Annotated in this window: 19 protein-coding genes; 8 read left to right on the plus strand and 11 right to left on the minus strand. The window is 70.1% G+C overall.

The window, feature by feature from the left end; all coding sequences use genetic code 11:
• Positions 1 to 17: 17 nt before the first annotated feature.
• On the plus strand, positions 18 to 281 hold the full coding sequence (locus ACXJKA_RS05490; RefSeq protein ID WP_456824172.1) for a hypothetical protein: 264 nt from the start codon (positions 18 to 20) through the stop codon (positions 279 to 281).
• Positions 278 to 1177 (plus strand): hypothetical protein, encoded by a 900-nt coding sequence (locus ACXJKA_RS05495; RefSeq protein WP_456824173.1) that lies wholly within the window; start codon positions 278 to 280, stop codon positions 1175 to 1177. The genes ACXJKA_RS05490 and ACXJKA_RS05495 overlap by 4 nt, the downstream gene beginning before the upstream one ends.
• Positions 1178 to 1362: 185 nt before the next feature.
• On the opposite strand, the gene ACXJKA_RS05500 is transcribed toward ACXJKA_RS05495, so the two are convergent.
• From ACXJKA_RS05500 to ACXJKA_RS05510, 3 genes are all read right to left on the minus strand, one after another.
• Positions 1363 to 1998, minus strand: coding sequence for a hypothetical protein (locus ACXJKA_RS05500; protein WP_456824174.1), 636 nt, complete (start codon positions 1996 to 1998; stop codon positions 1363 to 1365).
• Between the two features lie 123 nt (positions 1999 to 2121).
• Positions 2122 to 3081, minus strand: a complete 960-nt coding sequence (locus ACXJKA_RS05505) for a hypothetical protein (protein ID WP_456824175.1) — start codon at positions 3079 to 3081, stop codon at positions 2122 to 2124.
• Positions 3082 to 3322: 241 nt separating this feature from the next.
• Entirely contained in the window at positions 3323 to 4321 is a 999-nt protein-coding gene (locus ACXJKA_RS05510) for a hypothetical protein (RefSeq protein ID WP_456824176.1), read from the minus strand.
• 165 nt (positions 4322 to 4486) lie between these two features.
• Between ACXJKA_RS05510 and ACXJKA_RS05515 the strand changes: the two genes are divergently transcribed.
• The 3 genes from ACXJKA_RS05515 (at position 4487) to ACXJKA_RS05525 (ending at position 7988) form a co-directional block, all read left to right on the plus strand.
• On the plus strand, positions 4487 to 5038 hold the full coding sequence (locus tag ACXJKA_RS05515; RefSeq protein ID WP_456824177.1) for a hypothetical protein: 552 nt from the start codon (positions 4487 to 4489) through the stop codon (positions 5036 to 5038).
• A gap of 729 nt (positions 5039 to 5767) precedes the next feature.
• Positions 5768 to 7342 (plus strand): hypothetical protein, encoded by a 1575-nt coding sequence (locus ACXJKA_RS05520; protein ID WP_456824178.1) that lies wholly within the window; start codon positions 5768 to 5770, stop codon positions 7340 to 7342.
• A gap of 196 nt (positions 7343 to 7538) precedes the next feature.
• Complete coding sequence (locus tag ACXJKA_RS05525) at positions 7539 to 7988, plus strand: GatB/YqeY domain-containing protein (RefSeq protein WP_456824179.1); 450 nt, start codon at positions 7539 to 7541, stop codon at positions 7986 to 7988.
• Here ACXJKA_RS05525 and ACXJKA_RS05530 read toward each other — a convergent pair.
• The 5 genes from ACXJKA_RS05530 to map are packed head-to-tail and all read right to left on the minus strand — an operon-like array spanning position 7981 to position 11147.
• Positions 7981 to 8391: a VOC family protein gene (locus ACXJKA_RS05530; protein WP_456824180.1), complete on the minus strand. Its 411-nt coding sequence runs from the start codon at positions 8389 to 8391 to the stop codon at positions 7981 to 7983. The two genes, ACXJKA_RS05525 and ACXJKA_RS05530, sit on opposite strands and share 8 nt — an antisense overlap.
• A gap of 34 nt (positions 8392 to 8425) precedes the next feature.
• On the minus strand, positions 8426 to 8719 hold the full coding sequence (locus tag ACXJKA_RS05535) for a DUF6191 domain-containing protein (RefSeq protein WP_456824181.1): 294 nt from the start codon (positions 8717 to 8719) through the stop codon (positions 8426 to 8428).
• Positions 8720 to 8724: 5 nt separating this feature from the next.
• On the minus strand, positions 8725 to 9498 hold the full coding sequence (locus tag ACXJKA_RS05540) for an MBL fold metallo-hydrolase (protein WP_456824182.1): 774 nt from the start codon (positions 9496 to 9498) through the stop codon (positions 8725 to 8727).
• A 3-nt stretch (positions 9499 to 9501) separates the two neighbouring features.
• A complete protein-coding gene (ppgK, locus tag ACXJKA_RS05545) occupies positions 9502 to 10278 on the minus strand; it encodes a polyphosphate--glucose phosphotransferase (protein WP_456824183.1) in 777 nt (258 codons plus the stop codon).
• Positions 10275 to 11147 carry a type I methionyl aminopeptidase gene (gene map / locus ACXJKA_RS05550; protein ID WP_456824184.1) on the minus strand — a complete coding sequence of 291 codons (873 nt, stop codon included), beginning with the start codon at positions 11145 to 11147 and terminating at the stop codon, positions 10275 to 10277. Before map ends, ppgK begins: the two co-directional genes overlap by 4 nt.
• A gap of 72 nt (positions 11148 to 11219) precedes the next feature.
• Between map and ACXJKA_RS05555 the strand changes: the two genes are divergently transcribed.
• Positions 11220 to 11393 (plus strand): SPOR domain-containing protein, encoded by a 174-nt coding sequence (locus ACXJKA_RS05555; protein ID WP_456824185.1) that lies wholly within the window; start codon positions 11220 to 11222, stop codon positions 11391 to 11393.
• A 26-nt stretch (positions 11394 to 11419) separates the two neighbouring features.
• Here the strand turns inward: ACXJKA_RS05555 and panB are convergent, their stop codons facing one another.
• Together panB and ACXJKA_RS05565 are read right to left on the minus strand one after the other, a co-directional pair.
• Positions 11420 to 12232 carry a 3-methyl-2-oxobutanoate hydroxymethyltransferase gene (panB, locus tag ACXJKA_RS05560; RefSeq protein ID WP_456824186.1) on the minus strand — a complete coding sequence of 271 codons (813 nt, stop codon included), beginning with the start codon at positions 12230 to 12232 and terminating at the stop codon, positions 11420 to 11422.
• 23 nt (positions 12233 to 12255) lie between these two features.
• Entirely contained in the window at positions 12256 to 13944 is a 1689-nt protein-coding gene (locus ACXJKA_RS05565) for an NAD+ synthase (protein WP_456824187.1), read from the minus strand.
• A 142-nt stretch (positions 13945 to 14086) separates the two neighbouring features.
• Between ACXJKA_RS05565 and glnA the strand changes: the two genes are divergently transcribed.
• Together glnA and ACXJKA_RS05575 are read left to right on the plus strand one after the other, a co-directional pair.
• On the plus strand, positions 14087 to 15424 hold the full coding sequence (gene glnA / locus ACXJKA_RS05570) for a type I glutamate--ammonia ligase (protein WP_456824188.1): 1338 nt from the start codon (positions 14087 to 14089) through the stop codon (positions 15422 to 15424).
• Between the two features lie 68 nt (positions 15425 to 15492).
• A complete protein-coding gene (locus ACXJKA_RS05575; RefSeq protein WP_456824189.1) occupies positions 15493 to 18474 on the plus strand; it encodes a bifunctional [glutamine synthetase] adenylyltransferase/[glutamine synthetase]-adenylyl-L-tyrosine phosphorylase in 2982 nt (993 codons plus the stop codon).
• Here ACXJKA_RS05575 and ACXJKA_RS05580 read toward each other — a convergent pair.
• Complete coding sequence (locus ACXJKA_RS05580; protein WP_456824190.1) at positions 18465 to 19652, minus strand: AI-2E family transporter; 1188 nt, start codon at positions 19650 to 19652, stop codon at positions 18465 to 18467. The genes ACXJKA_RS05575 and ACXJKA_RS05580 overlap by 10 nt on opposite strands.
• Positions 19653 to 19871: the final 219 nt, after the last annotated feature.

Raw genomic sequence — 19871 nt, forward strand, 5'->3', positions numbered from 1 at the left:
CCACGGAGGCGACCACCATGCCGAGCACGACGCTGCACATCCCGAAGCACGAGGACTACCTGCGCGGGTACATCCGCCCCGAAGACACCGACCTCGAGCTCGCCCGCGAACGAGCACGACGAGCAGCAGCAGGCGAAGCGACACGCAGACGAGTCGGCGACGAGCCCGAGCTGCGTGTGCGCAAAGTCGACGGCGACAAGATCACGACAGCAGCCGGGCCGCGCGTCGTCGTGAACCATCTCGGCGTCGCAGTCGCCAAGCGCGAAGACGTCGAGCCGTGAGCGTCACGACCGACACACCGATCAGCGTCGACCCGGACGGCGTGACGATCGAAGTGCTCGCAGTGAAGTTCGGCGAGTCACCGTTCGTCGAGCGCATCCCGTCCGGGGACCTGATCGCGTACCGCGAAGCGTGGGACGAACAGTCCGTCGTCACACCGACAGCGCGTGTGCGACTGCTGACGTACCACGACAGGTCACGCCCGGTTGGCTGGCTCGATCGGTTCTGGACCGAGCGCGACGGCCTGCACGCGTCCGGCACTCTCGTCGGCGGCGCGGCCAGACTCGACGAAGTGCGCGCGCTCGTCGCGTCCGGGCTCGCAGCCGACGTCTCGGTCGGGTTCGTGCCCGACCCGGAGCAAGACGAATGGAGCGCACCGAACAAGCGCAACGGGCTCGCAGCAGTCCGCCGTCGCGGTGCCCGCCTGCGCGAAGTGTCGGTCGTCGATCTCGCAGGCATCCCCGGCAGTCGCGGGCTGCAGATCAGAACGCCGCGCCCAGGTCCGAGCGCAGCAACGCTTTCAGCACTCGACGACGCCGAACGCGCGATCAAGTCCGGGCCCGTGCATCGGCAACGCATCGACGATCAAGCCGAGATCGCGCTGCTGCTCGCCGCAGCCGATCAGCTCGTCGCAGGAGGGCAACGCTGGGCGCACGTCGAACACGACGAACACGATGCACACGAAGCAGAGCCGACCGCGCCAGCAGCAGCACCCGCTGCCGGGCTGACATGGCAGCAGAGACTGCGCGCCGAAGAAGCAGCAGCAGAGCAGCGCCTGCTCGAAGAGAACGCACGAGTCGCGTACGCCGAACTCATCGAGCGACGCAGACACGCAGAGAACAGCGCAGCACGCAGGGCCGGCCAACTCGAAGAGTTCTGGCGAGTGCACCGCCGGTGAGCGCGGAAGTCGCGACGATGACGACGACGAGCGCGCAGGACCGCCCACGTTTTCTTCCCGAGGCGCCCGCAGAACCCTGCGCTCCGTCTCTCGCGCACACGGGCACCGTCGACGAGATCGCCTCCGATCGCGGCGAGCCTGCTCGGATCGACTCGGCACCCTCGCCGCCGAACGCCCTGCGGGCACTATTCGGATGGGACCTTGATCACCGGCTCTGCAAGGGCGGCACGCGAGGTGGCAACGAGATCGTCGGTGGCCGCATCGAGCGCGTCGGAAGCATCAAAAAGCGGTTGCAGATCCTCACGGGAGACTGAGCCGCGCTTCCTGAGACCGTCGAACGAGATGCCCAGGGCTTTTTGGAGCTCCACGTGCGCCTCCCATACGCCGTCAACGCACGACTCGATTTCGGGATCGCTGATCGTCAACCTGATGCGGTCTATGGCTGCCGCAAGGCGGTCGACTGCCGTTCGGTGCCGCTCAGACTGCTCCTCGGGTACCGGAGCGTAGCCATTCACCGCCAGATGGGCTGCTGTCATCTCTGCGCCCTTGCTCCGCTCACGAGCGGCGGCAGCCAACTCGGCGACCTCCCCCCTGAGAAACTGACGACGCTCCGCATCGCGCCTGTCGAGTTCGGCGGCTCGGTCGTTGTCGTTGCGGGTTCCCTCGGCAGCAATGAGCATGTCGGCGGTCCGGCGAGCGTTCACCAAAACTCCGATAAGGGCGACGAGCGCAGGTACGACCGCGGTGACGATCGGAATTGCCCAGTCGCTGTACCACGGCTGGGCGTCGCCGTGAAGAATGACGTTAATCGAAGTCCACATGCGGCGAGGCTATCGATGCGGACCGCGCGGGAGGGCCGGTTCGGGCAGGACAGCGCGCGACAGTTGCGCGCGTCGACGACGTTGTGCGATGCGTTCAAGCCCGCGGGTTGCTGCGATGTGATGTCACTGCATGAGCTGCGGCATGGCTGCAGGCCAACCAAGCAGGACCCCAGCGCGCTCGGCTATCGCCAGCCACCGATCACTCTCGGGACGCCGATCGACGAAGACGACCGGCGTCGCGCCTAGTTGATAGGCGTAGTCCAACGCTTGCCCGATGCCCAACCGCAGTTGCTTCGACTCGTTTTCCGGAACTATCGACTTAATCTCGGCGACGAACGTGTGCACACCGTCGCGCCATGCGAGGTCAAAGTTTGGGTCCCCCTGTCCCGGACTTAGCGGGATAGCGCCGCTGTCACGAAGAGCCTGTGCCAGAAGGTTCTGAGCACCTGCATGTGCTCTGAGCGCTCGATCCTGTTCGTCTGGGTCGACCGAGAACGGGAGCCGATCGGTCTGCGTCTGAGTTGACTCGCTCGCGGCTCGGTAACTGCTCCCCGTGAGCGTCCTGGGCCGAAGTGCCGGGAGGTCGGGAAGGTGAAGCTCGGCGGTCTCCTGCTCGTCGAACGGATCGTCGTCGCGAGACACATGCCCAACAGGTCGAAGCCGGAAGATGACGACGCGGCGATCCGACCCGTCTCTTCCGGGGCCGTACGCGTAGTAGAACTTCTCCCGAGCGTCGACACCGAACTCGCCGACGTACTTGACCAGACCCCTCCAGCCTTCAAACAGTCGGAGGGTCTTGCCAACCTCACGGTGCTCCGCGATCGAGCGGTTGTACCTCCGAATGTCTTGATCGCCTGACTGCCCCTCGCCGCAGTACTCGAATAGATCCGGTCGCACCCAACGGTCCGCGACGTATCCGTGATCGGCGTTTGCCTTGGCATCGGTGAAGAGAAGGACGTTTGCGGACGTCGACGACGGCGAGACTCCCCCCTGCCTGACTCCGCCGTAGAGGTCGTGCAGCTGCTTGCGCGGCAATCGTTCACCGGGCTCGATCGCCCATCCGCTGTCTGGCGTTTCGGTCACGGACCTCACGCTCCCAGACCGGCCCCCGCGCCGCAGGTCATTCGACTGTGCCTAATGCCCGCGCGTCCAGCGAGATCGCATGCCGCACCCACGATTGGTGCGAAGTCATCGCGTCACGCACGGTGAACGTCGGTCCCTTCGAGCACGCACCGCCTGCTGTGCGCTCGTACCCGGCTCGTGGGCGCTCGGGCAGCGTCGATCTGCTGTCGTCGTCGCGTGACGCTGTCAGCGGCGCTCTGCGCTAGCCCGGAAGGTCTTCGTTCTCGGCCTCGAACTCCGCGAGCCATTCGGGGTCGAAGTCGTCTTCAGCCGACGGCTGCTGCCATGTCCCGTCGATACCCAGCGCCTCGGCCTCGTCGGCCTTCAACTCCAGATCGCAGACAGGGCAGGCGAGGCCCTCGAACGTGTAGCCCGCCACCACTGTGTAAAAGCCGCCGTCGTGGTCCTTCTCGACGTCTACGTCGATGCCCCAGCCGAGAGCAGCAGATCGCGCGCACGCCGGGCATGGCGCCTCGGCGCTCTCCTCGAAGACCGGGCGGAGGCGCTCGCGCTGCAGCATGTAATGCTCGCGATCTGCCTCGGGCACGATGCTCAACTTGAGATCGAGCGACTTCTTCGCGACGTAGATCCGGCGACGAGCAAGACTCAGGAGTCGGCGCATGCGCTCGGCCTGCAGAACCTGCGCGTCGCTGGTCGCTGACCGCCAGAACATCGTTTCGGGGAAGTCCAGTGCACCTAGCACAGAGTTGATGTAAGAGGCCATTGCCTGAACTGCCTCCGTCAGCCGTTCGGGGTGCACGACGCCGAGATGCACTGCCTCGTTGCGTATCTCCAGCGCCTCTGTCGCGGCTGTTCCGAGCGCGGCGCATGCTGGATGGATTCGTCCAACCATGGCAACGGCCACGGATGCGTCGATGGTCCTGAGTCGCTTCGCGGACGTGAATGTCGCCGCTCGGAACTTTGGTAGAGCGTCGAGCAGCTCGCCCTTGCTGTTTCCACTGCTGCTGAGCAGCAACGGCTCCAGTTCGGCGACAGCAGCCTTCGCGACCATCTCGATCGCACCGCCCGTGTGGATCGCAGCATCCAGGAGGACGAACTGGTTCGCGCTGCTCACGTCGCGGATAGCAGTCCGTGCGTGGTGCGACGCTGTTGCGAGCAGATGCTCGGCAAGTTCTTCGAGCGGTGTCGTCGTGCTGCCCCGTCGCCAGCCCTCTTCGGGGGTTCCCGCCGATCCGCTCATGCGCCTGATCATGGCGACGAGTGCTCAATGCCGAAGCGCGACACGCCACGACTCGACGATGGGTCAGTTCACCCGAACTCGGTCGGCGGGCACCCAAACGAGCCAGGGACGATCAGGCCCGAGGGTCTGCCGGAGACAGAGCGCCACCTCCTCTATCGTGCGGCCATGACCGACGATCAGGACTCGCAGTCTGACGACGAGACGTATGGCGGCGTGCCGAACGAGTGGCTCGCCGACATCGGACGCATCGCTCTCACGTCGGGAAGGATCGAGTTCGCGGCCTACCAGATCGCCGCAGCCCTCGACCTGCCGCAGCCGAAAAACGGGCGCACCCGCGCCTTCGCCCAGCAGTGCACCCTCGTGATTGATCGTCTGGACGACCCGTGGCGGCCCGAGTGGATGGACGTCAACGACTGGCGGGCCCGTTGCCGGATCTGGATGCGGACGATCCCCGGGTTGATGGACCAGCACCGAAACGGCCTGCTTCACCGGGCGTACCTGCACCAAAGAGACCCGGACGGGTGGGTCTTGAAGACGTTCAAGCACCTCGGTGATTTCGATTCCGGCATCGTGCCGACTCACGACGAGTTCACGACCGCCATCGAGGCACTTCGGCCACACGAGCGCGTCGGCATCGAACTGTGGATCGACGCGCTCCAACTGCGTCTTGCGGCAGGACTACCAGTACCCCTCAACCCCAATCCCACCAACCCGTGACCAGTGCGATCGTTCGCACGCCGTGAGATATCTCTAGCCGATGTTGTCCGGAGCCAACATCCGTCATTTGTTCAAAGAAGAGCTCGGGGCGTGCGGACGCGAGTCGATGCGCCGGACGCTGCGGGGGAGTGCCGACAGGCTCGCTCGCGACTTGTCAGAAAAACTGAACGGCTGTTTAGTCCGTGGCTAGTCCGTGGGACGTCGAGAAAACGCGTGATCTCGCGTGAGATGACGTGAGACGTTTCTGCAGGTCAGAGCGCCGTTTCGACGGATCGCTGCTGGTCAGAGACCTGCAAGAGTCCTTCCCGGCGTATCGACTGACTCATCCGCCTTCACGGCGCCCGGCGCGGCGAGATATTCGACCTGTCCGCTGAGGGATGTGTGGGGCACCTCTGCCGCCATCCTCGAGGCAGGACCTTGGGCCTACATGCCTCCAATGGTGACCACGCACACTGGACGCATAGCCAGCGCTGGCGCTGGCGCACTGATCTGAGCGATCGGCAGGGAGCGAGACACCCTCGGGTGCCGCACCCCGATCGCTGGGTCAAAGGTCAAGGCCTCTGCCTCTTCTGAGTCCTGTCTGAGCGTCTCGTCGTTCGTTGCCGAGCCCGCCGCCATCCCGGTCACCACGCACCGGAGCCGATTTACAACGACTTGCCGAGACGCCGCCCGGCGTTGCCTCGGCAGAGCTTCAAGTCCACCAGGAGTGGACCCACCGAGAGGTACGACATGTTCAAGCGCATCACTGCGGTCTTCACGACCGTCTGTCTCATCGGCCTGGGGGTGATCGGCCTCAGCACCAGCGCCTCCGCGACAGGTGGCGACGGGGTTGACGAGCACCAGGTGTGTTTCGGCACGCCGATCCACCACGAGGCCACCGGGCACTACAAGCGCGGGCCGATCATCACGCCCGCCACCGACGGTCACCCGGAGACGTTCACCACCGTCCCTGGGAACTGGTGGAACTGGTCGCCCAACAACAGCCAGGGCGCACAGGACTACACCCCCGCCTGGCCCACGGACTCCCGTGGAACCTGGCAGGGCGGCGCTGACGGTCACGTCAACGGTGGTCCTGACCGCACTGCCGAGGGGACGTTCAACGAGTCCAGCGGCGCGTCCGGTAACTCGTCCTGGTTCCACCGTGGCCCGAGCACGCAGGTCAGCAACCACGACTACGTGGCTCCGACCGACGCCAAGTACGGCGACGACGTGTGGGTCGTGGACCACGAGGCGTACGACGAGCCCGTCGTGATCCAGTGCCCGTCGGACGCGCCTGTCGTCATCCAGTGGCCGACCCCGCAGGTCAACGATGCCTGTGGAGCCGGGAACGCGACGTGGGTCCTGCCCACCGGCGACAACCGGATCTCGTGGACCATCACCGACGACGGTCGCCTCATCGGTGAGATCACCGCCGCCGGGTTCGTGTGGCCCAGCCACCTGCTGGTCAACTCGTGGGGCCAGGCTGCCGAGACGAATACCGAAGCGTGCGCGCCGACCGTGATCGCCTACCCGTTCCCGTCCGTCACGGACGAGTGCGGTGCGGATAACGCCGAGTGGGTCCTGCCCGCTGACGGTGGACACGTCTCGTGGATCATCACGGACGACGGTCGCCTCATCGGCACCACCGACGAGGGCTACACCTGGCCGTCTGGCAACCGGGTCAACTCGTGGGGTGACGCGAACACCCTGGAGACGAACACCGAGCCGTGCCTGGTGACACCTCCGACCTTCGCCGTGCCAGACCTGTTCGCCAACCCGCCCACCTGCGAGGAGGCTGGCACGTTCGACGTGCCCGACTCCGCTGTGCAGAACGAGTGGAACTCGAACGCCTACCTGCTCGACGACGGCAAGGTCACCCTGCTCGTGGACCGCTCTGACGCTGGTCTGGTCCACCTGTACGTGTTCTCCACGGATAACGAGACGGTCCTGACGGGCCTGTCGGACGAGTGGGACATCAACGCGGATGGCCGTTCGGCTCTCCACACCATCGTGCTGGCCCCGGCGACGGGCTACCAGTTCACGGACGAGGATGCGCTCTGCTACGCCACCCCCGCCATCCCGGTGGTCCCGGCCACGCCGGTCACCCCGGTCACCCCGGTGACGCCGCTTGAAGCGGAGGTCCTCGCCGCGGAGACCACCGAATCCGCCGGGTTCTACTCCGAGGTTCTTGCCGCGGAGGACCCCGCCTCGGCAGAGCTCGCGCAGACCGGAAGCAATGGCGTGGCGATCACGCTGGGGGCCGCGCTGGTCCTCGTCTTCTCCGGTCTGGGCCTGACGGTGTTTCGTCGGCGGGCTACCCGCTGACGTGGTCGATCCCATCGCCGCCGAGGTGTCGGCGCGGATGGGTTGAGGCTGTGTGACGATCCGCGTGAGCGGGTCGTCGACCAAGACCTCCGGTCGTGGAGCGGACCTGCACAGGGTTCCGCACCGCGGCCGGAGGTCTTCGTGCGCCCGGCATTCCGACTGCGCCGATGGGCGCAGCCGGGGCACGATGGCTCCCATGAGCACCCTCGACCAGCTGACGTCCGACCTGACCACCTCCATGAAGGCCCGGGACACCGAGCGCACGGGCATCCTGCGCCAGATCATCGGTGCCGTGCGGTTCGAGGCGAAGGCGGGGGCGGTCGAGAAGGAGCTGTCGGAGGACGACGTGCTCAAGATCCTGGCGCGCGAGGTGAAGAAGCGCCGTGACTCGGCGCAGATCTACACCGACGCCGGGGCCGCCGAGCGGGCGGCGACGGAGACCACCGAGGCCGACCTCATCGAGACCTATCTGCCGGCGCAGCTGTCGGACGACGAGCTCGCGGCACTCGTGACGGCGGTCATCGCGGACGTCGGCGCGAGCTCCGTGCGGGACATGGGTGCCGTGATGAAGGAGGCGACGGCGCGGGCCGGGGCGTCGGCGGACGGCAAGAAGCTGTCGACGCTGGTGCGAGCCGCGCTCAGCTGACGGTCGACTGTGCGGCGAGGATCGCCGCGACCTGGTCGGGGGTGCTGCGCAGCAGGCAGAACTCGTTGCCCTCGGGATCGGCCAGGACGTGCCACGGGACGTCCCCCTGTCCGATGTCCACGCGCGTGGCACCGAGCGAGAGCAGGCGCTCGAGCTCGGTGGCCTGGTCGGAGCCGTTCGGCGGGCGTAGGTCGGGGTGCAGGCGGTTCTTCACGGTCTTGACGTCCGGGACCTTGAGGAACAGCCAGCCGGTGGAACCGCCGTCGGCCGGCCCGATCGCGACCTCGTCGTCGTCCTCCGCCACCTCCCAGAGGTAGGTCCACCCGAGCACGTCGCGCCACCAGCGGGCCAGGGTGTGCGGGTCGGCGCAGTCGATGACCAGGTGGGAGACCACAGGTGCCATGCGCGGCACGCTAGAGCGAACCGGCCCACGAGCGCTACCGGGGCGGCGGTTCCGGGTCGAGGCGGACGACGCCGGAGTCGAGGTCGAGCCTGCCCGCCGAGTCGCCGGTCTGCAGGATGTCGAGCTTCTGGCGCTCCTGCTCGGCGGTGAGGTGGACCCGGTTGGGCTGGAAGACGTCGATGAGGTCGCCCAGCATCCCGCTGGCCGCCGCGCTCTCGGCAGGACGCCGTTCGCGGTGGCGTCGGCGGTCGAACCAGCCGCGCGCGGTCATGCGGTCGATCGCGACGAGCAGGACCGCGAGCGCGACGACGGCGACGAGCCATCCCATACCGGTCATCGTCCCACGGCCGCGCGCTGGGCCTCGTGCGCGGCGGCGGCCCAGGGGAGCGCCAGGCGGTCGTCGTCGCACGAGGTCCCGGCGACGAGGGCCGCCAGGTAGGCGCGGTCCGCGGCCAGTCGGCGCTGGAGCTCGTCGGCGCCCCCGGCGAGGCCGTGACCAGGGACGACGACCGCCGCGCCGGCGGACTCGAGCAGGTCCAGCGCGGCGAGGTAGTCGCCCACCGGGTCGGGCGCGGTCAGGTCCAGCAGGGGGATCTCGACGTCGGAGAGCATGTCGCCGGCGACGAGGACGCCGACCTCCGGCAGCACGAGAGCGGTGTGCGGGCGGGAGTGCGCGTCGTGCCGCAGCACGCGCACGGGCGGTCCGTCCCACTCGAGCACGCCGGGCGTCCGGCGAGGGTAGGACGTGCGGAGCGCGGCGATCGGCGCCGGCGCCTCGCCGGTGCGGGCGAGCTCGGGGTCGGCGTCCCGCTCGGCGGCCAACGTCTCGGGGTCGGTGGCCGTCGTGCCGGCCGTCCAGCGGGGGAGCCGGCTGAAGCCGGGGCCGTCCAGGACGTGGTCCCAGTGGGCGTGCGTGGACCAGACGGCGACCAGGGTCCATCCCCGGTCGCGGATCGCCGCAGCGAGTTCGTCGACCTCCCGCGCGGTGACGGCCGGGTCGACCACCAGGCACGTGCCGTCCGTGCCGACGACCACCGTCGAGGTGGTGGCGTACACCTGGCTGGTCGCGACGTGCACGCCCCGCGCGACCTCCACGAGGTCGCGCACGGGTCAGCCGCGCGCCTCGGCCGCGAGGGCGGCGGCGCCGACGATGCCGGCCGCGTTGCGCAGCTTCGCCGGGACGATCTTGGTCCGGATGTCGAGCAGCGGAAGGAAATCGGAGTGATGCTTGCTCACGCCGCCGCCGACCACGATGAGGTCGGGCCAGAACAGGTTCTCGACGACGGTGAAGTACCGCTGCAGGCGCTCCGCCCACTGCGCCCAGTCGAGGCCCTCGCGGTCGCGGACGCTCTCGGCCGCGCGGGACTCGGCGTCGTACCCGTCGATCTGCAGGTGACCCAGCTCGGTGTTGGGCACCAGGTGCCCGTCCACGATCAGTGCGGACCCGATCCCGGTCCCGAGGGTGACCACGAGGACCACGCCGTCGATGCCCTTGGCGGCGCCGTACTGCACCTCGGCGTACCCCGCCGCGTCGGCGTCGTTGACGGCCAGCACCTTGCGACCGGTCGCCTCGTGCACGGCCTTCTCGACGTCGGTGCCGATCCACGACTTGTCGACGTTGGCCGCGGACTGGGCGACGCCGTGCAGGATCACGGCGGGGAACGTGACACCGATCGGCACGTCCTGGGCCAGGTGGAACGAGTCCACCACCTTGGCCACCGTCTCGGCGACGGCTTGCGGCGTCGACGGCTGGGGTGTCGGGATGCGCAGCCGGTCGGCGGCGAACTCACCCTCGGCGAGCGACACCGGCGCGCCCTTGATGCCGGAGCCCCCGATGTCGATGCCGAAGGCCGTGTCGGGGGACTTCGTGTGCTTGTGGTCGCTCATGGCAGGGTCAGGATCTCCGCTCCGGTGTCGGTGACCAGCAGGGTGTGCTCGAACTGTGCGCTGCGTCGGCCGTCGGCCGTGAGGACCGTCCAGTCGTCGTCCCACATGACCCAGTCGGGGGTGCCGAGGTTGAGCATGGGCTCGATGGTGAACACCATCCCCGGCTCGATCAGGGTGTCGTAGGCGGGCGCCGCGTCGTAGTGCGGGACGATCAGCCCGGTGTGGAAGGCGGGCCCGACGCCGTGCCCGGTGTAGTCGCGGACCACGCCGTACCCGAAACGCGTCGCGTACTTCTCGATGACCCGACCGATCACGTTGAGCTCCCGGCCGGGCGCCACCGCCTTGATGGCGCGGTTCAGGGACTCGCGCGTCCGCTCGACCAGCAGCCGGGACTCCTCGTCGACGTCCCCGGCGAGGAACGTCGCGTTGTTGTCGCCGTGCACCCCGCCGATGTAGGCGGTGACATCGATGTTCACGATGTCCCCGTCCTCGACGACGGTCGAGTCGGGGATGCCGTGGCAGATGACCTCGTTGATCGACGTGCACAGCGACTTGGGGAAGCCGCGGTAGCCGAGGGTCGACGGGTACGCGCCGTGGTCGACGAGGAACTCGTGGCCGATCGCGTCGAGCTCGTCCGTGGTGACCCCCGGCGCGACGTGGCTGCCGACCAGCTCGAGGGCCTGGGCCGCGAGGCGCGCCGCGACCCGGATGCGGTCGATCATCTCCGGCTCGAGCACGTTGCTGCCGGACCAGTGCGCGGGGCCCGACCGTCCGACGTACTCGGGGCGGGCGATCGCCGCGGGTACCGCACGGAGCGGGCTCAGCGTCCCCGGGACCAGGGCGGCTCGTGGCGCGTGCACGGTCGACATACCTGGCAGTCTACGGACAGGAGGGCATCGGGGCCGGTCACGGCCGATGCCCCCGGCGAGAGGAGATACACCGTGGCAGGCAACTTCTGGTTCAACACCGAGACCCACGAGGTCGAGGAGGGCCGGCAGAGCGACTGGACCAAGCTCATGGGGCCGTACACGACGCGCGAGGAAGCCACCCACGCGCTGGAGAAGGCCCGCAAGCGCAACCAGGACTGGGACGCCGAGGACGAGCAGCCGTCCTGATCGGCCGGCGGCCTAAACCCCCGCCGTCACGCGTCGAACCGGTGGGCCGCGTCCGGGAACGTGCCGCTGCGCACCTCGTCGGCGTAGGCCGAGGCCGCGGCCTTGAGCGCCGCCCCGATCTCGCCGAACCGCTTGGCGAAGCGCGGCGACCAGTCCGTCATGCCCGCCATGTCGACCCAGACGAGCACCTGGCCGTCGCACTCGGCGCCGGCGCCGATGCCGATGGTGGGGATGTGCAGGATCTCCGTCACGCGCGCGGCCACCGGCGCGGGCACCATCTCGAGCACCACGGCGACCGCGCCGGCCTCCTGGATCGCCACGGCGTCCTCGCAGAGCAGCTCGGCGGCGAGATCGCCGCGGCCCTGGACCCGCGGGCCGCCGAGCAAGTTCTCCGACTGCGGCGTGTAGCCAAGGTGCGCGACGACGGGGATGCCGGCGTCGGTCAGCGCCTTGATCTGCGCGGTGACGCGCTTGCCGCCCTCGAACTTCACGGCGGCGACGCCGGTCTCCTTCATCATCCGCACGGCGGTCTCGAGGGCCTGCGCCGGACCGGCCTCGTACGAGCCGAAGGGCAGGTCGGCGACGACGAACGCGCGCTTGGCGGCGCCGGCGACGGCCCGGGCGGGCGGGATGAGGTCGTCGACCGTGACGGGAAGCGTCGTGGTGTGCCCGTGCATGGTGTTCCCGATCGAGTCGCCGACGAGCAGCATGTCGATCCCGGCCTCGTCGAAGATCCGCGCGGTCACGGCGTCGTACGCCGTGAGCATCGTCAGCCGCTCGCCGCGCTCCTTGGCCTCGCGCAGGTGGTGCACGCGGACGCGCTTCGGGGTCTGGGTCATTCCAGGTGCTCCTGTCGGGGTGCTCACGGCTCGCGCCAGCGGGTGGTGATGGGCAGCCGGCGGTCGCGGCCGAAGGCCAGCGCGGTGACCTTGGTGCCCGGCGGGTACTGCCGACGCTTCCACTCGGCGCGGTCGACGAGCGCGAGGACCTTGTCGACGACGTCCTGGTCGAACCCCCGGGCCAGCAGCTCGGCTCGGCCCTCGGCGCTCTCGACGTAGGCGTCCAGCACCTCGTCGAGCAGCTCGTACGGCGGCAGCGAGTCCTGGTCGACCTGGCCGGGCCGCAGCTCGGCCGACGGCGGCTTGGTGATCGACGACTCGGGGATCGGCGGCAGCTCGTCGGGACCGAAGACGCCGTCGAGCGCGGCGTTGTTGCGCCAGCGCGCCAGCGCCCAGACCCGCGACTTGTCGACGTCCTTGATGGGGGCGAAGCCGCCGATGCTGCCGGCGTCGTAGATCGTCGTGTACCCGACCGCGAGCTCGGTCTTGTTGCCGGGCGCGATCACGAGGTGGCCCTCGCGGTTCGAGATCGCCATGAGGATGACGCCGCGGACCCGGGCCTGCAGGTTCTCCGCGGCCACTCCCTCGAGCGGGATCTCCCCTTCGAACGCGTCGACCATGGCCTTGATCGGCTGGACGCGGAAGTCGGCGCCGATCCGCTTGGCCAGGTCCTGCGCGTCGTCCTTGCTGTGGTCCGACGAGTACACCGACGGCATCGAGACACCGACCACGTTCTCGCCGCCGATGGCGTCGGCGGCGATGGCCGCCACCAGCGCGGAGTCGATACCGCCGGACATGCCGAGCAGGACGGAGTGGAAGCCGTTCTTCGTCACGTACCCGTGCAGGCCGGCGACGAGCGCCCGGTAGACCTCCTCGTCGGGTGCCAGCGGCTTCGCGACCGGGCCCGTGGCCGGCGCGTCGTCGTCGTCCAGCAGGTCCCACACCAGCAGGTGCTCGACGAACTGAGGCGCGCGGGTCAGCACGGTGCCGTCGGTCGCGATGACGAACGAGCCGCCGTCGAACACGAGGTCGTCCTGCGCGCCGACGAGGTTGACGTAGGCGACCGGCGCCGCGACCTCGTGCGCGCGCCGTGCCGCGAGCTCGACCCGCTGGTACCCCTTGCCCTCCTCGTAGGGGGAGGCGTTGAGCACGACCAACAGGGAGACCTCGTTCTCGTCCATCTGCGAGACCGGCCCGCCGTCCTGCCAGATGTCCTCGCAGATGACGACGCCGACGCGGCGGCCCTGCACGTCGATCACGCAGACGTCGTCGCCCGCCGCGAAGATCCGGTACTCGTCGAACACGCCGTAGTTGGGCAGGTGGTGCTTGTCGTAGCGCACCTGCACCTGCCCGTGCTGCAGCAGCACCGCCTGGTTGGTGGGTCGTCGGGGTCCCTCGGGTGCGCCCGGCTCGTGCACCGGGGTCACGGACTTCTCCCCGACGGTGCCGACGAGCACGGCGAGCCCGCCGAGCCCGTTGTCGGCGAGCGCCTTCGCCGTGCGCTGCAGGGCGTCCTCGGCGCCGCGGCGGAACGACGCCCGCAGCGCCAGGTCCTCGATCGGGTAGCCGGTGAGCGTCATCTCGGGGAAGACCACCAGGTCCGCGCCGGCCTGCGCGGCGGTGCGCGCCCAGTCCAGCACCGCCTGGGCGTTCGCGTCGACGTCCCCCACGCGCGTGTCGATCTGCGCGAGGGCGATGCGGGGATGAGACATGGGGTCGAGCCTAACCATCGTGCCGCCCGCCGACCGCGCCGCGTGGCCGTCCTCACGTGCGCGGGGACCGCCGGCGGACCCGTGCCGACGCACCTCGGACAGTGACGCTCCGCAACGCGGTTCATCAGGCAGGATGTACCGCATGGACAGGCAGCAGGAGTTCGTGCTCCGCACGGTCGAGGAGCGGGACATCCGCTTCATCCGTCTCTGGTTCACCGACGTGCTCGGGATCCTGAAGTCGGTGGCGGTGGCCCCGGCGGAGCTGGAGGCTGCGTTCTCCGAGGGGATCGGCTTCGACGGCAGCGCCATCGAGGGCCTGACCCGGGTGTACGAGGCGGACATGATCGCCAAGCCCGACCCCTCGACGTTCCAGGTGCTGCCCTGGCGCGGGGAGCGGCACGGCACGGCGCGCATGTTCTGCGACCTGCTGACGCCCGACGGTGAGCCGTCGCTGGCCGACTCGCGCAACGTGCTCAAGCGCGCGCTGTCCAAGGCCGCCGACCAGGGGTTCACCTTCTACACGCACCCCGAGGTCGAGTTCTACCTCTTCGACGCCCCCGCGGACCCGACACAGCCGTTGGTGCCCGTCGACCAGGGCGGCTACTTCGACCACGTCCCGCGCGGCACGGCGCACGACTTCCGGCGCGCCGCCATCACGATGCTCGAGTCGATGGGCATCTCCGTGGAGTTCTCCCACCACGAGGCCGGCCCGGGCCAGAACGAGATCGACCTGCGGTACGCCGACGCCCTGACCACCGCGGACAACATCATGACGTTCCGCACCGTGGTCAAGGAGGTCGCGCTCGAGCAGGGCGTCTTCGCCTCCTTCATGCCCAAGCCGCTGGCCGACCAGCCCGGCTCCGGCATGCATACGCACCTGTCGCTGTTCCAGGGCGACCGCAACGCGTTCCACGAGGCCGGCGGCCACCTGGAGCTCTCGAAGACCGCGCGCTCGTTCATCGCGGGCCTGCTGAAGCACGCCCCCGAGATCACCGCCGTGACCAACCAGTTCGTGAACTCCTACAAGCGGCTGTGGGGCGGCGCCGAGGCTCCGAGCTACGTCTGCTGGGGTCACAACAACCGGTCCGCGCTGGTGCGCGTGCCGATGTACAAGCCCGGCAAGGGCAACTCGAGCCGCATCGAGTACCGCGCGATCGACTCCGCCACCAACCCGTACCTCGCCTTCGCGCTGCTGCTCACGGCCGGCCTCAAGGGCGTCGAGGAGGGCTACGAGCTGCCCGAGGGCGCCGAGGACGACGTCTGGGAGCTCACCGACGCCGAGCGCCGCGCGCTCGGCATCGAGCCGCTGCCGCAGTCGCTGGACGCCGCGATCTCGATCATGGAGCACTCGGAGCTCGTCGCGGAGACGCTGGGCGAGCACGTGTTCGACTACTTCCTGCGCAACAAGCGTCAGGAGTGGGAGGCGTACCGCTCGCAGGTCACGCCGTACGAGCTGCGGCGGTTCCTCCCGGTCCTGTGAGCGTCCCGGAGGGCAGCCGTACGGCCGGACGCGGGGCGTCTCTGGCCGGACGCCTCACGCGGGTCGGCGTGTCCGACGCGGGCCGCGCGGAGCGGCTGCTGGCGGACGCGGCCCTCCTGCGCGTCGTCGACGAGCCCGCCGACGTGCTGATCGCACCGCTGGCGGACGTCGCCGACCCGGACCAGGCACTGCTGGCCCTGGCCAAGCTCGCGGGCGCCGTCGTCGGCGACCCGGAGCTCCTCGGGATCCTGCGCGGCATCCTCGAGGAGGACGGTCCGGCGCGGGCGCGGCTGCTGGCGGTGGTCGGTGCGTCCGTGGCGCTCGGCGACACGCTCGTGGCGCACCCGGACAACCTCCGGGTGATCCTCGACGAGACCCCGGGCACCGGTGTGCCGGTCGCCTCGGTGCGGGCCGAGCTGCTCGCCGCGGTGGGGGCCGACGCCGACGCCGACGTCCCCGTGGCGACGGTCGTGGGGTCGCCGGGCACCGACGCGATGCGCCTGGCGTACCGCAGCCGCCTGTTGCGGATCGCCGCGACCGACCTCACCAGCACGGAGCCCCTGAGCCGCCTGCCGGGCGTCGCGGCGGCCCTGGCCGACCTCGCGGGGGCGGCCCTCGAGGCTGCGCTCGCCCTGGCCCGCGCCGACCTGGACGACCACGGGCTCGGCGTCCGCCTCGCGGTCATCGGGATGGGCAAGGGCGGCGGACGCGAGCTCAACTACGTGAGCGACGTCGACGTCATCTACGTCGCCGAGCCCGTGGACGGTGTCGACGAGGCCGAGGCGCTCGCCGCGGCCTCCCGGTTGGCAGCCGGGCTCGCGCGCGCGTGCTCGACCCCGTCGGCCGAGCCCGCGCTGTGGCCCGTCGACGCCGCGCTGCGCCCGGAGGGCAAGGACGGGCCCCTCGTCCGCACGCTCGCGAGCCACAAGGCGTACTACGAGCGGTGGGCCAAGACGTGGGAGTTCCAGGCCCTGCTCAAGGCTCGGCCGCTGGCCGGTGACCAGGCGCTCGGGCGCGAGTACGTGGAGATGACGCAGCCGTTCGTCTGGAGCGCGGTGACGCGCGAGCACTTCGTCGAGGACTCGCAGACGATGCGCCGACGGGTCGAGGGGCACGTGCCGGCCGCCGAGGCCGACCGGCAGCTCAAGCTCGGCGTCGGCGGCCTGCGCGACGTCGAGTTCACGGTCCAGCTGCTCCAGCTGGTGCACGGCCGCGCCGACGAGTCGATCCGGAGCCCCAGCACGCTGACCGCGCTCGCCGCCCTTGCCGCTGGCGGCTACGTGGGGCGGTCGCACGCCGCGCAGCTGGCCGTCTGCTACCGCCTGCTGCGCGTGCTCGAGCACCGGATCCAGCTGTACCGCCTGCGGCGGACGCACCTGATGCCCACCTCGGAGCCGGACCTGCGGCGGCTCGCCCGCTCGATCGGCATGCGCGCCGAGGGTGCGGGGGGACTGAACGAGCGGTGGCGGGCTGCCCGGCGCGAGGTCCGGGGCCTGCACGAGGAGCTCTTCTACCGGCCGCTCCTGCCGGCGACGGCACAGCTGTCCACGGAGGAGGCCAGCCTGGCCCCGGACGCGGCGAAGGCACGCCTGGCCGCCATCGGCTACACCGACCCGGCCGGCGCGATGCGGCACATCGCCGCCCTCACCGAGGGCGTCTCGCGGCGCGCGTCGATCCAGCGCCAGCTGCTGCCCGTGATGCTCGGCTGGTTCGCGGACGGTGCCGACCCCGACGGGGGCCTGCTCGCGTTCCGCCGGCTGTCCGACGAGCTGGGCACGACGCACTGGTACCTCAAGCTGCTGCGCGACTCGGGCACCGCCGCCCGCCGGCTGGCGCTCGTGCTGTCCACGTCCCGCTACGTCGCCGACGCCCTGACCAGGTCCCCGGAGTCGGTCACGTGGCTGGCCGACGACGCGGACCTGGTGCCGCGGACCTTCGAGCGGCTGACGGCCGAGGCCGACGCGATCCTCACGCGTTCCGACGAGCCCGTGCCCGCGGTCACCGCGCTGCGGGGGCTGCGCCGGCGCGAGCTGGCCCGCACGGCCGCGGCCGACGTGCTCGGCGTCGTCACCGGCGAACGGGCCTCGCGCAGCCTCAGCGTCGCCGCGGACGTCGTGCTGGTCGGCGCGCTCCGTGTCGCCGAGTGGGAGGTCCGCGCCGAGCGCGGGCTCGAGCAGAACCCGACGCGGCTGCTCGTCGTCGCGATGGGGCGGTGGGGCGGCGGCGAGATGGGGTACTCGTCCGACGCCGACGTCCTGTTCGTGCACGACCCCGTCGAGGGCGAGAACGCGGTCACCGCTCAGGAGTTCGCGCTCCAGGTGACGACGAAGCTCCGCTCGCTGCTGGGGTCCGTCGGCCCCGAGCCGACCCTCGAGGTCGACGCCGACCTGCGCCCGGAGGGCCGCAACGGGCCCCTGGTGCGGTCCTTCGACTCCTACGCCGAGTACTACGGGCGCTGGTCGTCCACCTGGGAGAGCCAGGCGCTGCTCCGGGCCCGACCCGTCGCCGGCGACGCCGAGCTGGGGGAGCGGTTCGTCCGCCTCGTCGACCCGCTGCGCTACCCGGCCGGCGGCATCGACCCGGCGGCCGAGCGCGAGGTGCGCCGGATCAAGGCGCGCGTCGAGTCCGAGCGGCTGCCGCGCGGCGTCGAGCCGGCCCGTCACCTGAAGCTCGGGCGAGGCGGCATCTCCGACGTCGAGTGGACGGCGCAGCTGCTGCAGCTGCAGCATGCCCACGCCGTTCCTGCGCTGCGCACGACGGCCACCCTCGGGGCGCTCGACGCCGCGGCGGCGGCCGGGCTGCTGGACGCCGACGACGCCCGGGTGCTGAGCGAGGCGTGGCTGCTGGCCAGCCGGCTGCGGGATGCCAACGTGCTGTGGAGCGGTCGCGGCGGCGCGCACGCCGACGTGCTGCCGCACGACCGGCAGGCGCTGGCGGGCCTGGCGAGAGTGGTCGGCTATCCGGCGGGGTCCGGCGGCGAGCTGGAGCAGGACTACCTCCGCACCGCTCGTCGCGCGCGCGCCGTGGTGGAGCGCGTCTTCTACGGCTGATCGGTCGGGCGGCCGGCGAGCTCGGGATCCGTCGGCTCGTCCTCCGGGACGTCGACCCAGCCGCGCTGCCGCTGCAGTGCCTGCTCGTCCTCCTGCAGGAGCTCGTCGTCGACGAGGTCGTGCCGGCGCACGTAGGTCGAGGAGACGGCCTGGATCGTCGCGACGACCGGGAGGGCGAGGAACGCCCCGATGGGACCGAACACCGCGCCGAACCCGATGACGGCGAGGAACGAGACCGCGGGGTTGATCTCGAGCGACCGCGCCGAGACCTTGGGGGAGAAGATCAGGTTCTCCAGCTGCTGGTACCCGATGATGAACGCCAGCGTGAGCAGACCCTTCACGGGGTCGACGGCGAGCGCCACCGCGACGGGGAGCGCGCCGCCGATGTAGGTGCCGATGGTGGGCACGAACTGCGAGACGATCCCGGTGAACGCGGCGAGCGGCAGCGCGTACGGGATGTCGAGGATGGTCAGGAAGACGAACGTGAAGGCCGTGGACAGCGCGGCGAGCACGATCCGCGAGTTGATGAAGTCCGCGACCTTCTCCTGCGAGACCTCCCAGAGCCGCAGCACCTCCCGCTGCCGGGCCGGTGCCAGCAGGCGGCAGATCGCTGCACGCAGCCGCGGGCCGGCGCTCGCCATGTAGTAGACGACGAGCAGCACGGAGCTCGCGGTGAACAGGCCGCCGAGGATGGACGAGCCGAGGCCGATGAGCCCCGGCGCGAGCTCCTGCCAGTGCGCGCTCAGGTTGATGAGGAGCTCGTCCGCCTCGGGCATGTCGACGGCGAAGTTCGTCGCCACCCAGTCGGCGAACTGCGCGTAGTACTCCGGCAGGGACTGCACGAGCTCGAGCAGCTGCGTGAGGAAGAGCCCGCCGAAGAGCGCGATGACGACGAAGATCGCGACCAGGGACACGGCCATCACGACGCCGGTGGCCCGCGTGCGCCGCAGGCCGCGTGCGACCAACCAGCGGATCAGCGGCTCCATCGCCAGCGACAGGAACCACGAGATGACGACGATGAAGATGACGTTGCCCAGCTGGGCCAGTGCCTTCCACGCGAACAGGCCGAGGAAGACGGCGACGGTCGCCATGACGAGCGCCCGCGGGAGCCACGCGGGGGGCTTGCGGGGGTCCGTCGTGGCCAGGATGACAGGTCCGGTGTCGCGTGGTTTCGGCATCGTTCCCCCCGACGGGTGGGCGAGCGGGCTCGCGGGCGGCGTTCGTCTCGAGTCGCACCGTATCGGTCGAGCCGGGCCCGCCGACGGCCCCGCGCGGACCGGGCGGCAACCGGGCGACAAGCCGCGCGGGGCTGCCTGTCGCGCTCTGAGCAGGGGAACTGACATGCTCGACCCGTCGCAGTACATGTCGGACATATCCGGGGGATCCCGTGGTCGAGA

This window comes from Cellulomonas sp. P5_E12 (assembly GCF_054049315.1).

Excerpts from the sequence above, each read along its gene's own strand:
- ACXJKA_RS05535 (WP_456824181.1), bottom strand. The coding sequence starts at position 8,719 with ATGGGATGGCTCGTCGCCGTCGTCGCGCTCGCGGTCCTGCTCGTCGCG.
- ACXJKA_RS05580 (WP_456824190.1), bottom strand. The coding sequence starts at position 19,652 with ATGCCGAAACCACGCGACACCGGACCTGTCATCCTGGCCACGACGGAC.
- ppgK (WP_456824183.1), bottom strand. The coding sequence starts at position 10,278 with ATGAGCGACCACAAGCACACGAAGTCCCCCGACACGGCCTTCGGCATC.
- ACXJKA_RS05565 (WP_456824187.1), bottom strand. The coding sequence starts at position 13,944 with ATGTCTCATCCCCGCATCGCCCTCGCGCAGATCGACACGCGCGTGGGG.
- ACXJKA_RS05490 (WP_456824172.1), top strand. The coding sequence starts at position 18 with ATGCCGAGCACGACGCTGCACATCCCGAAGCACGAGGACTACCTGCGC.
- panB (WP_456824186.1), bottom strand. The coding sequence starts at position 12,232 with ATGACCCAGACCCCGAAGCGCGTCCGCGTGCACCACCTGCGCGAGGCC.
- ACXJKA_RS05510 (WP_456824176.1), bottom strand. The coding sequence starts at position 4,321 with ATGAGCGGATCGGCGGGAACCCCCGAAGAGGGCTGGCGACGGGGCAGC.
- ACXJKA_RS05515 (WP_456824177.1), top strand. The coding sequence starts at position 4,487 with ATGACCGACGATCAGGACTCGCAGTCTGACGACGAGACGTATGGCGGC.
- map (WP_456824184.1), bottom strand. The coding sequence starts at position 11,147 with ATGTCGACCGTGCACGCGCCACGAGCCGCCCTGGTCCCGGGGACGCTG.
- ACXJKA_RS05525 (WP_456824179.1), top strand. The coding sequence starts at position 7,539 with ATGAGCACCCTCGACCAGCTGACGTCCGACCTGACCACCTCCATGAAG.
- ACXJKA_RS05530 (WP_456824180.1), bottom strand. The coding sequence starts at position 8,391 with ATGGCACCTGTGGTCTCCCACCTGGTCATCGACTGCGCCGACCCGCAC.
- glnA (WP_456824188.1), top strand. The coding sequence starts at position 14,087 with ATGGACAGGCAGCAGGAGTTCGTGCTCCGCACGGTCGAGGAGCGGGAC.
- ACXJKA_RS05520 (WP_456824178.1), top strand. The coding sequence starts at position 5,768 with ATGTTCAAGCGCATCACTGCGGTCTTCACGACCGTCTGTCTCATCGGC.
- ACXJKA_RS05500 (WP_456824174.1), bottom strand. The coding sequence starts at position 1,998 with ATGTGGACTTCGATTAACGTCATTCTTCACGGCGACGCCCAGCCGTGG.